Genomic DNA, 11268 nt, shown 5'->3' on the forward strand with positions numbered 1-11268 from the left:
AACGAGGGGTGATCATTCGCCAGGCCGCCTGTGACATTTCCCAGCAATCCCGCATGGCGACCGGGGTGCGTTTACAACGGCTGGATGCGGATGATGCCATCGCGGCGGTCGCTACCGTTCCCCCAGCGTTAGACGGGGACGGGGAAGCGTAGGAAAGGACATGGGAATTCCCATTTAGTTAGGAGACTCTGATGGAACTGCAAGCCATCCAGGGCCTTCTACGCCCTGGCTTACGTTCCTAGCCATTTCCCCTGCGGCAAACTCTTAGGTCTTAAGGGACGTCTTTGGGCGGGCAAAAATCATGCGTCCAGCGCTGGTTTGCAGGGAACCCGTTACCACAACCGGCAACTGGTCCCCAATGTAGGCGCGGCCCTGCTCGACCACCACCATCGTGCCGTCCTCGAGATACCCCACGCCCTGGCTAGGTTCCTTGCCCTCCTTGAGAATTTTCAGATCCAGGGTGTCCCCCGGCTGGTACAGCGCGCGTAGGGCCTGGGCCAATTCATTGATGTTCAACACCTTGACATTTTGCACCGTGGCCACCTGGTTCAATCCATAGTCGTTGGTGAGCAACATCGCGTTGAGTTCCTGGGCCAACCGCACGAGCTTGGCGTCTACGGTGTGCAGGTCGGGGTAGTCGGCGCTGTGGATCACCAGCCGCTGGGGATACGTCTGTTGCAACCGTTTGAGCAGTTCCAGCCCCTTGCGTCCCCGGCTGCGTCGCTGGTCGTTACTGCTATCTGCCAAAGCCTGCAATTCCGCCAGCACAAAGCGCGGCACGATGAGTTGACCTTCCAAAAACTGCGTCGCTAGGATTGGTTCAATACGCCCGTCAATGATCACGCTGCTATCTAGAACCTTGCTCGTCGCCGGTTGGAGGGTTCCCTCCGCCAGCAACATGGGCTGTACCGTGTTCGGACTGAGTAGGCGCAATAACGCCGGCCCGTGGGTGTCAGCAACGGAGATGCCCACATAGCCCAGGGCCAAACTCGTCACCACCGCCGCCAAGGGTTTCAGCCAACCCAAACCCACCGGAATTGGCAACACAAATAGGGGCGCCAACAGCAGGTTCGCCACCAGCAGTCCCAGCACCAGCCCCACCGCCTGGGTCAACACCCGTTCAATCGGCCACTGCCGCAGGCGTCGCTCCAAACGCCGGTAGGCTCCCTGCACCATCACACCCAGCGGCAAACCCAAAATCAGGGCGCTAAACCCACTCAATACCCACCGCAAGCCCGTCACATTTTGCACCGGTGCCAAGGTTTCTGGGGGTAACCACTCTACACTTTGAAAGCCCAGCGCCCCGGCGGCCAGCAGCAACGAGACAATGATCACCACATCAAGCATATGGCCTGAGCTGGGTAGCCCACGATCCATTATAGCCCCACCGTTTTTTGCCAGACCGACACAATTTGCGCCACTACCTCCTCAATTGTCAACCCGTCCGAATCAATCACCACCGCATCCGGCGCCTGGCGCAGGGGCGAAACCGCCCGTTGACTGTCCTGGGCATCCCGCTCGGCAATGGCGCGGGCAATCGCGGCGACATCCACGTCGGTAATCCCCTGCTGCTGCAATTCCCGCCAGCGACGCTGCGCCCGTTCCTGCACCGACGCCGTTAAAAAAATCTTCACCTCCGCTTCGGGAAAAACCGTCGTGCCAATGTCTCGCCCCTCTACGACAATCCCGCCCCGTTGGCCGTACTGCCGCTGGATACGCAACAACTTCTGGCGCACCGCTGGTTGGGCCGCCACCTGCGACACCGCCTGGGTGACTGCCGTTGTGCGTAGAAAGTCAGTACAGTCCTCCCCATTGACATACACCCGCAACTCCGGTTGCCAGCGCAATTCCAATTGCAGGGGGGTCACCTGCTCTGCCACTGCTACCGGGTCTTGCGGGTCCACCCCCGCCTGTAAGACGGCCCAGGTTACCGCCCGGTACAAGGCCCCGGTATCCAGATAGGTCAATCCTAGGCGTTCGGCCACCAACCGCGATACGGTGGATTTTCCTGCGCCTGCCGGTCCGTCAATCGCCACCATGGGCAAGCGACTTCTCAGCCACACGTTGTCAATCAACCGCACGCTCGCCAACACCACCGCCACCGCTAGGATGCCTTCGGTCTCCACGACCGTCAACGGCTGCAGGGTCTCGGGATGCACCAGCTCTAGATACTGAATGGTCAAAGCGGGTTCCTGGGCCAATACCGCCCGCGCTGTCTCCAGCAATGCCGCCGCTTGCCGCTCCCCTTGGCGAAAGCGGGTTTCTGCCTGCTGGAGGGCCTGGTATATCCACCGGGCCTGTGACCGCGCTTGGGCATCCAAGTAGGCGTTGCGGGAGCTATAGGCCAACCCGTCCGGCTCGCGCACCGTGGGGATGACCCGCACCTGCACCCCCAGTTGCAAATCCTGGATCACCCGCCGCAGAATCACCACCTGCTGGGCGTCTTTTTGCCCTAGGTAGAGCGTCTGGGGCCGCACCAGTTGCAAAAGCAAGGTCACAATGGTGGCCACCCCCGTGAAATGACCAGGGCGATGGGGAGCACACAGATGCTGGGTGAGGTGGGCTGGTGGCACCACCTGGGTCAGATCACCGCTCCCTAGGAGTTCGGCCACCTCGGGCGCAAAGACCACATCCACCCCTAGCTGGGCGCACAGGGCCAAATCCGCGTCCAGGTTGCGGGGATAGCGGGCGTAGTCCTCCTGGGGACCGAATTGCAGCGGGTTGACAAAGATACTGACGACCGTTGTGTCATTTTCTCGCCGGCAAGCCTGGATCAGTGCTCCGTGACCCGGATGTAGCGCCCCCATGGTCGGCACAAATCCCACCCCCTGCCGGTTGGCCAAGGCTGCGCGCAACCCCGCCACTGTTCGTACCAGACGCACCTTACGGCCCTAGCACCTCCAAACGCACCGGCGCTGTACCGATGGAAATCAACCCCAGAACCTGGGCGGCAGCGGCAGAAATATCAATCACCCGACTGGACGTGTGGGGTCCCCGGTCGTTGATCCGCACCACCACCGAACGGCCATTGCGCAAATTGGTCACTCGCACCCGCGTTCCGAAGGGCAAGGTGCGATGGGCCGCCGTCAAGTCCCGGGGGTTGAACAGTTCCCCGCTGGCGGTGCGATGGCCGCGAAATTCCGCCCCGTACCAGGAGGCCCAGCCCCGGAGAACCGACCGCACCGAGACCGCCGCCGTCAACATCCGTTGTGCCAAAGACGGTTGTCCCGTGGGCGTGACCACCGCTTTCAGGGGCGGCGCGTTCCCCAGCCGCAAGCGCAGGCGATTGGTCATCTGTAACGCATTTTGCACCGGGTCCGCTGTGGCCCCCTCAAAGGTCACCGTGTCGTCAAACCGCAGGAGTCGCTCGTGGCGATATTGCAACCAGGGCCGGCCCTGCTCGTCGAGCCACACCTGCAAGTCCTTGGCTTCCCACCGCTGCTGCATAAGCTGGTGTAACCGCGCAATCAACTGGGTGGCCGGCACCAGGGGGTCGTCGTCCCGCGGACGGAGATTGCTCATCTTCACGCCGCCGTCGGCGACCACACTCGCAGTCCGCCCCACAAAGGTCAGAATCGGCAGGTCACGGACAAAAACAGTTGCCGCCGGTCGATGATGCAGGGTGTGGGGATAGACTCGCAAGGAGGGGACGGCTGCAGGCGTGCGTTCGCCTACCTTGACGACTTCAGCGCGCCCTGGCGATGCGGGAACATGCCAGCCCAGGCCAGCGACTAAAGAGACTAGGACTGCCATTGGTGGAACCGTTGTCCTCCTTGGGTTCAGCATCGTTCACTCCCCACAACCAACAGGCTCTACCCCGAGTCGCTCCCCCAGCTATAGACTTGGCGGTGGGCGCACTTCGTGGCAGAGTGGAAAAAACGGGTGAATCCCCACCGACTGTAACAGATTCCCCTGAACCTGTACAAGATGGACCAATGGACTACCGCACCGCTGGCGTGGATGTAGCAGGCGCACGGGCGTTTCTGGCAGCCATTCGTCCAGCTATTGAACGCACTCGCATCCCTGGCGTCCTAGGGGGTATTGGCGGCTTTGGAGGCTATTTTCAACTCCCGGACGGTTACCGGGAACCGGTGTTGGTCGCCGGTAGCGATGGGGTGGGCACGAAATTGAAGCTGGCCCAGTGGCTTAACCGCCACGACACCATTGGCATTGACCTGGTTGCCATGTGCGTCAACGATGTGCTCACCAGCAATGCTCGGCCCCTGTTTTTTCTGGATTACATCGCCACCGGCAAACTCGAGGTGGACACCCTGACGGCGGTCGTCCAGGGCATCGTGGAGGGATGTCGACAAAGCGGTTGCGCCCTGATCGGCGGTGAAACGGCGGAAATGCCTGGCTTTTACCCACCGGGCGTCTATGACCTGGCCGGATTTTGCGTAGGCGTTGTGGAACGGCGGGACTTGCTCGACGGCAGCCAGGTACAAATCGGCGACGTGGCGATTGGTCTAGCCAGCAGCGGGGTCCATAGCAATGGCTACAGCTTGGTGCGCCGGATTTTGACGGATTTGGCGGGGGACGAAACCCGACTTCCAGAGATCCTGGCGCAAACGCCCCCAGAACTGGGCGGCGAGAGCCTGGCGGACGTTCTCCTGACGCCAACGGTGATCTACGTACCGGCAGTGCAAGCCCTCAAGGCCCATGGGATTGCCATTCACGGCATGGCCCACATCACCGGCGGGGGATTACCGGAAAATCTGCCCCGCTGTCTAGGGCCGGGTCAACGCATTGACATTCAGTGGCATCGCTGGTCCTGGCCGGGGATTTTTCACTGGATCGCGCGGCAGGGCCAGGTGACCGAAACGACCATGCGAGAGACGTTTAATCTGGGGATTGGCTACGTGGTGCTAGTGCCCCCTGAGCAGGCGACCCAGGCGCAGAACGTCCTGGCCAGCGTCGGCGTAGCGACCACTATAATTGGGGAGGTGATGCCCCAAAACCCATAGCTGGTGAGTGTTAATGCCAACATAAATGGCCTGACGAACTACTTGGACCGGGTGCAGGACACCCTACAGCGTTACCGTGGTTGCGTGGATTTTTTGAGCATCCGGCTGGAAGCTATCCACAGTACTGACATTGTCCTGCGCCATCGCCGCATCGAATCGTTGGGGGAACGGTTCTCCATCGGCGGCCACGTGCGAGCCTGTCATCGGGGTGGCTGGGGATTTGCCAGCTTCAATGCTCTTGACGCCCTGGCCGACCACGTAGAATATGCCATCAGCGCTGCCAAAGCCGTCGGCACCGAAACGACCCAACTAGCGCCGGTAGAACCAGTACAGGTGCAGTGCGGCCCGTTTGTCACCGGTGTGGACCCCCAGACAGTGCCCTTGGCTGAGAAAAAAGCCCTGTGCGAGCACTACCAGGACGTCCTGCAGTCAGTGTCCGACAAGGTGAGCACCACCACTGTCCGCTATAGCGATGCCGCTCATCGCGTGATTCTGGCCACTTCTGAAGGCGCCTGGATTGACCAGTCCTGGGTGGACATGGAAATGCGCTTCAGCGCCACAGCGGCAAGCAACGGCCTGGTGCAGGTGGGTCGGGAAACTACCGGGTCGCGACGGGATTTTCGGGACTTACAGGGGTTGGACGCCCAAGTGCGGGGTGCCGCCGAACGGGCTGTGCAAGCCTTGTCCCTCCCCAAGGTCAAGGGGGGTGTGTACCGCGTGGTGATTGACCCCATCCTGACCGGCCTATTCGTCCACGAGGCGTTTGGGCATTTGTCGGAAGCGGATATGTTGTATGAAAACCCAGAGATGTTGGCGGTGATGACCCTAGGGCGGCGGTTTGGGCCACCGGAACTCCAGATTTTTGACGGGGCGGCGCTCCCAGGACATCGGGGCAGCTATGCCTACGACGACGAAGGGGTGCCAGCAAGTGTTACCCAACTCATCACCGACGGGGTGTTGACGGCGCGGCTGCACTCGCGCGAGACGGCAGGGAAATTAGGGGAGAAACCGACGGGAAACGCTCGCTGTTTGAGTTATCACTATCCCCCCCTGGTGCGCATGACCAATACCTGGATCGGGCCGGGCACGGCGTCGTTGACGGATTTACTGGCGGCCCTTGGCGACGGCATTTATGCCCGCAACTGGCTCGGGGGCATGACCAATGGAGAGATGTTTACGTTTACGGCGGGAGAAGCCTGGCTTGTGCGAGGCGGTCAACTCGCGGAACCGGTGCGGGATGTCACCTTGACCGGGAATGTGTTTCACACCCTGGCGCAGATTGAGGCAATCGGCAACGACCTAGCCTGGGACGAATCGGGCGGGTGCGGCAAGGGCGGGCAAAACGGTTTACCGGTCGGCTGCGGTGGGCCAAGTTTACTCATCCGGGATGTAGTCATCGGTGGGGATGGGAACTAATCGCAAGGCAAAGCCCCGATACTGGCCTATAGCTATCTATGCTTGTCATATCTTGGGATAGCCGTGCGCCGTCCCGTTCTTTCCCAAGGATGTAGATGCAGATGGTGGTTGCGGGTTTTAAACTATCCGATGGGTTGCCAAGCGACGCCCTGCTCCCACTAGCGCACCGCCGGTTCCACACTGCGATGCCATGGAGACCGCACCGAGACCAAGCCCATCATCTCGCCGGCAACCAGTGACCCACTCCAATCTTCCGCTCGTTCCCAGGAAGGGGCAAAGGGCGGTAGCGCAAACCGACAAGCCACCCAATCGCCCTGCACTTCCACGCCAAGGAGATGACATTGCCCACCCCGTCGTCCTTCCGGTGTGTAGTGACGGCAATACCGACAACCTAAACCAGACCCTTGGGCGTTAGGGAACGACATAAGAGTAAATTCCTTAAACAAAGTTATGCATTTCTGACCTGTCTTAGATGATATTGGCTTGATCCCCAATCCCTTTCCGCTTTTAAGGTTTTCTTCGAGATTCTGTGAAAAATCTAAAGACTTTCTCTTCACAATTGTTGTAAACTGGCTGGGAATCAAGAGACGATTCCAAGGTTTTTAGACACTGGGGCTTCGACTTTACGGATGTTCGATTAAACCCAAATTGTCACGATGGATGACGGTATCAGGTCCGGCGTAACCCAATCGCTCTGGGATCATGTCCGAGTGGCAACCCAGAATCTGGCGCAATTCATCGCTGCTGTAGTTGACCAACCCCCGCGCAATTTCCTGACCGGTTTCATCTACGACCTGAACGGCTGACTGGGCGGGAAAGTCTCCTTCGACAGCGACAACCCCAGCCGCTAAGAGGGAGCGACCCTGTTGGCAGATGGCCCGAACGGCCCCGGCATCAATCACCAGGCGTCCCACCGGCACTAGACCATGGGCCAACCAGCGTTTGCGGGCGCGTGCTGGCGGTGTGTGGGGTAGGAAATGGGTGCCGATTAACTCTCCCGCCAGGATTTTGGGCAACTGGTGGGGCTGCCGACCTTCGGTGATCACCGTGCGCACTCCGGCTGCGGTGGCAATGCGGGCTGCAGTAATTTTGGTGACCATCCCACCAGTGCCCCACCCGGAACCCGCCTGACTCACCTGGACGCCTAATTCAGCCAAATCGGCAATGCGATTGACGAGGGTAATCGGGGGAGCACTGGGGTCCTGGCGCGGGTCGCGGGCGTACAACCGGTCCACGTCCGTCAGCAAGATCAACCATTGAGCGCCTAGCAGGCTGGCCAGCAACGCCGAAAGAGTGTCGTTATCGCCGAAGCGCAGTTCTTCAACGGCCACGGTGTCGTTTTCGTTGACGATGGGGATGATACCTAAATTCAGCAACTCCGTCAGAGTGTTGAGCACGTTGATATAGCGGTGGCGCTGGCTCAGGTCTTCGCGGGTGAGCAACACCTGGGCAATCGGTTGACCGAGCACCGAAAACAAATCGTCATACAAGCGCATCAACCGGCCCTGTCCCACAGCAGCAACGGCTTGGCGAGTGGCCAGGTTCTGGGGTCGTTCGGTCAACCCCAACCGTTGACATCCCACGCCGACCGCACCCGATGACACCAGCACGACGCGATACCCTTGTCGCCGCAGTCCCACCAGCGTTTCTACCAGCGCCGCCAGGGTTGCCAAGTTAAGCGTACCGTTGACGCCCTGGGTGAGACTGGACGTGCCGATTTTGACAACAATCGTTTGGCTCACCGTTCGTGGTGCAACACTAGCCGGTAACGGGCCTGACCCGACGCCAAATGGGCCATCGCCTCATTGACCCGGTGAAATGGAAACATCTGCACGCGCGGTTCAATCCCATGCCGCACCGCAAAATCCAGCATTTGCCGCATCGTGGCCGGACTGCCGACGGGACTCCCGGATACGGATTTCTGGGCGGCAATCAAGGTCAATGTAGGCACCGGAATCGCCTGGGGGACAACGCCTACAAAGTGCAACCGTCCCTTGGGGCGCAGCGCCTGCAGATACAAATCCCAGGGCAATGCCACGTTGGCCGTGACCAGGATGAAATCAAAGGTGTTGGCAACTTTAGCTAGCGCTTCGGGGTCCCGGGAAGGAACAAAGTGGGATGCCCCTAGGGTTTTCGCTTCTGTTTCCTTGGCGGGGTTGCTGGAAAACGCCGTGACTTCACACCCCCAGGCCCGGAAAAATTGCAGCGCCAAGTGCCCCAAACCCCCAATCCCCACGACACCCATCCGGTCGGTCGGACGCACATTAAATTCCACCAGCGGGCTGAACACTGTAATCCCCCCGCAAAACAGGGGGCCAGCCTTCGCGGGGTCCAGTCCGTCCGGCAACGGAATCAACCACTCAGGATGGGCGCGCACCCGGTCGGCAAATCCCCCATATCGCCCGACAATCGTGGCTTCCGCTGCCTGGCACAGGTGCTGGTTCCCAGTCTGGCACCATTCACACTGCAAGCAGGAATGGGCGTACCAACCAAGACCGACCCGTTGCCCCACCTGCACCGAGGTCACCTGCGCCCCAACTGCCGCAACGACACCGACCACTTCATGACCTGGCACCAGGGGGTACTGACTAATGCCCCATTCGTTGTTGACCATGCTCAGGTCGCTATGGCAAATGCCGCAATACTCCACCTGGAGTTCGACTGCATCCGGCGGCAAGGGTCCAGGGTCATAGGTAAAAGGTTCAAGTGTTCCCCCTGGTTGATGGGCGGCGTAGGCATGAATCATCGGCGCGTTTGAGATTGGTGTGGTGACGCCTTGAATCATAGGCGATTCCCCCTGCGAGCGCCAACCATCATCTGCGCCAAGCCACTTTCAACCAGGGACAGAGCTTTGCCCTGCGCCAAACCCCACCCGCTTTTGGCATAATAGGAAAGCCCCACCCAAGGGCCTGTAGTTCAATCGGTTAGAGCACCGCCCTGTCACGGCGGAAGTTGCGGGTTCGAGCCCCGTCAGGCCCGTCAAGCAATGCTCTCGCGTTTACGGCTTTCTTTCGCCGATGGTAGCAATTGACCGAGACCGCTGCGCAGCAATTCTTCTTCAATGAGCGCGAAAAACCTGGCTCGGTCGCCAGCCCGGACCACAGCTTGGTTGTGGGCTTCGGCGAGCGCGACTGGATAGCCATAGCCTTTGTTCACCTGCGCTAGGAGCAATCCCAAACTCTGATCCAACCAGTTCCGGTCGTCCGCCAGCCATAGGGGAAATTCCACCCGCGCGATTTCTGTGCCGACATGGACGTAACAAAAGCCCACGGCTTGGTCGTCGTACTGCGCTTGGATGGGTTGGGTGCTGCGCCACAGGGGTCCCCGTTGTCCCGGCTGCAACTGCGTCTGCATCAACGTGGTGTCCCGCAGGGGTTTGAGTTTATCGCAGGGAGCACCGTCTGGCTGACCGTTGCAATGGGCCTGGCAATCGGGCGTCAGATGGGGACACAACCCCAGGCGCAAAAAATTCATCACGTCCAGTGACCGCCCCGCACTCAGGTAGCTCAGCACCGGCACCTGGGCTTTCCGGCAAGCCCGCCACGCCTCTAGGATGGGGGGCAAAATCACTGCTTGGGCCGCCGCCGGTAATCCTTCCAAAAACCAGTAGATGAGCGACCCATCCAGCAGGGCAATGGCCGGTTCATCCCATCCCCCGCTGCGCCATTCAGTGGCCAACTCGGCGAGAATTGTCGCTTCCAACTGAGTGCGCCGGTAGCTGAGCCATTCTTCCGTGCGAATGCCCCATTGGCGACACTGGTACAGGTCTTCCGCCTGATAAAAAACTTCAGGAATGCTATCCAAACGGGGCAATCGCCCGGAACCGTAGTGCAGGAGTACATAACCAATGTTAATTAAATAGCAGTACACTGCTTCGTGGTGACTCGGGGCGATTTGGGAGCCATCGGTAGCGATGACTGTATGGATAGGGGGCGCCGGGGGCAATGTCACGCAGGTATCTAGGGGTTCCAAGGGAACTGCGGGAGCAAAGGCCAATCCCGTAGCGGCGGCGTGTAAGCGTTCGACCCATTCAACCTGCTGAGTAGTCGCCAATTGCCAGAGTTCTTGGGCTGCTCGGAGTCGTTGTTGATTCGCCAGGGTTTCTCGGGTGAGATATTGACTAAGTGCAGGTAATTGGGCCGCCAGTTTGGTAAAGTTCAGCATCGTTCTTAAAGGGTATCCTTTGCAATGTCCTCAATGTCAATCTACCCATATTTTCTTGTGGTCGCCAGTTCACTACTCACGATGAACTGCACAAAGGCTACCGTGACAAAGTCAAGAAAAGTTTCCAACACGTCAGTTCTCTTCTGGAAGGCTGTAGGGTGTGCTGGTCATCTGCTGAGAAATCTAGCGTTTTAGGAGAAGGGGGTCGAAGTATTGCAGATTATTGACCATCACCTCCACTGGAAATACATAGCGACAGTCCAGAACATAGACAAAACTCATGCCTGGCCAGCTAGGGTGAGGCGCGACAAAGATAGCGCTGGAGGTACAGGCTGGGTTGTCTCCCATTGCAAAAATTGTCCCCCGCAAGTAGATATAGCTAAGCTGCTTTAGTTTGTCAGAAAGAGGAGAGGAAACCCAAAGGCGGGGCCGTGCTCCGGGACTCAAGGGCTGACAACCATAGATGGCTTAGCTATAGACTCTGCCGCTCCTGCCGAGACCAGCTTTGGGCGCAACCATTCCTAAAGCTGTGGACATTTAGCCACAGGCTGCTAGGTGAACGGCTCTTCCAACAACTTCTCCCGCCGCCTGCAGGAGCGGAGCGTCATCGCTATGGTCTAGGTGGCCGGAGACCAACACGACAGGCAGTGCAACCGAGCAACGGCCCGCCAGAACGACCATACCTGCTTTTGCCGATTCCTTGCAGGTAGGGAAAAGGTGACAT

Annotated in this window: 10 protein-coding genes and 1 tRNA gene; 3 read left to right on the forward strand and 8 right to left on the reverse strand. The window is 59.5% G+C overall.

Annotated elements, in window-relative coordinates:
• Positions 1-264: 264 nt before the first annotated feature.
• The 3 genes from NZ705_11700 to NZ705_11710 are packed head-to-tail and all read right to left on the reverse strand — an operon-like array spanning position 265 to position 3753.
• Positions 265-1347: a PIN/TRAM domain-containing protein gene (locus NZ705_11700; GenBank protein MCS7293608.1), complete on the reverse strand. Its 1083-nt coding sequence runs from the start codon at positions 1345-1347 to the stop codon at positions 265-267.
• Between the two features lie 29 nt (positions 1348-1376).
• Positions 1377-2882, reverse strand: a complete 1506-nt coding sequence (locus tag NZ705_11705) for a bifunctional pantoate--beta-alanine ligase/(d)CMP kinase (protein MCS7293609.1) — start codon at positions 2880-2882, stop codon at positions 1377-1379.
• Between the two features lies 1 nt (position 2883).
• A complete protein-coding gene (locus tag NZ705_11710; GenBank protein ID MCS7293610.1) occupies positions 2884-3753 on the reverse strand; it encodes a septal ring lytic transglycosylase RlpA family protein in 870 nt (289 codons plus the stop codon).
• Between the two features lie 182 nt (positions 3754-3935).
• Here NZ705_11710 and purM point away from each other — a divergent pair, with 182 nt between their 5' ends.
• Positions 3936-4964 (forward strand): phosphoribosylformylglycinamidine cyclo-ligase, encoded by a 1029-nt coding sequence (gene purM / locus NZ705_11715; GenBank protein ID MCS7293611.1) that lies wholly within the window; start codon positions 3936-3938, stop codon positions 4962-4964.
• 3 nt (positions 4965-4967) lie between these two features.
• Positions 4968-6380, forward strand: coding sequence for a TldD/PmbA family protein (locus NZ705_11720; protein MCS7293612.1), 1413 nt, complete (start codon positions 4968-4970; stop codon positions 6378-6380).
• 158 nt (positions 6381-6538) lie between these two features.
• On the opposite strand, the gene NZ705_11725 is transcribed toward NZ705_11720, so the two are convergent.
• From NZ705_11725 to NZ705_11735, 3 genes are all read right to left on the reverse strand, one after another.
• On the reverse strand, positions 6539-6805 hold the full coding sequence (locus NZ705_11725) for a hypothetical protein (GenBank protein MCS7293613.1): 267 nt from the start codon (positions 6803-6805) through the stop codon (positions 6539-6541).
• A 198-nt stretch (positions 6806-7003) separates the two neighbouring features.
• Positions 7004-8122: a glutamate 5-kinase gene (gene proB / locus NZ705_11730; GenBank protein ID MCS7293614.1), complete on the reverse strand. Its 1119-nt coding sequence runs from the start codon at positions 8120-8122 to the stop codon at positions 7004-7006.
• On the reverse strand, positions 8119-9126 hold the full coding sequence (locus NZ705_11735) for an NAD(P)-dependent alcohol dehydrogenase (protein MCS7293615.1): 1008 nt from the start codon (positions 9124-9126) through the stop codon (positions 8119-8121). The genes proB and NZ705_11735 overlap by 4 nt, the downstream gene beginning before the upstream one ends.
• A gap of 159 nt (positions 9127-9285) precedes the next feature.
• Here NZ705_11735 and NZ705_11740 point away from each other — a divergent pair.
• Positions 9286-9359 (forward strand) — tRNA-Asp (locus NZ705_11740).
• On the opposite strand, the gene NZ705_11745 is transcribed toward NZ705_11740, so the two are convergent.
• Positions 9360-10544 (reverse strand): DNA double-strand break repair nuclease NurA, encoded by a 1185-nt coding sequence (locus NZ705_11745; GenBank protein MCS7293616.1) that lies wholly within the window; start codon positions 10542-10544, stop codon positions 9360-9362.
• A 537-nt stretch (positions 10545-11081) separates the two neighbouring features.
• The coding region (locus NZ705_11750; protein MCS7293617.1) for a hypothetical protein at positions 11082-11268 on the reverse strand (187 nt) is incomplete at its 5' end.

The organism is Gloeomargarita sp. SKYB120 (assembly GCA_025062155.1).
GTDB lineage: Bacteria > Cyanobacteriota > Cyanobacteriia > Gloeomargaritales > Gloeomargaritaceae > Gloeomargarita.

What these genes read in the sequence shown, in the direction of transcription:
- NZ705_11700 (MCS7293608.1), bottom strand. Translation starts at nt 1,347, where the DNA reads ATGCTTGATGTGGTGATCATTGTCTCGTTGCTGCTGGCCGCCGGGGCG.
- NZ705_11710 (MCS7293610.1), bottom strand. Translation starts at nt 3,753, where the DNA reads ATGGCAGTCCTAGTCTCTTTAGTCGCTGGCCTGGGCTGGCATGTTCCC.
- purM (MCS7293611.1), top strand. Translation starts at nt 3,936, where the DNA reads ATGGACTACCGCACCGCTGGCGTGGATGTAGCAGGCGCACGGGCGTTT.
- NZ705_11725 (MCS7293613.1), bottom strand. Translation starts at nt 6,805, where the DNA reads ATGTCGTTCCCTAACGCCCAAGGGTCTGGTTTAGGTTGTCGGTATTGC.
- NZ705_11735 (MCS7293615.1), bottom strand. Translation starts at nt 9,126, where the DNA reads ATGATTCATGCCTACGCCGCCCATCAACCAGGGGGAACACTTGAACCT.
- NZ705_11745 (MCS7293616.1), bottom strand. Translation starts at nt 10,544, where the DNA reads ATGCTGAACTTTACCAAACTGGCGGCCCAATTACCTGCACTTAGTCAA.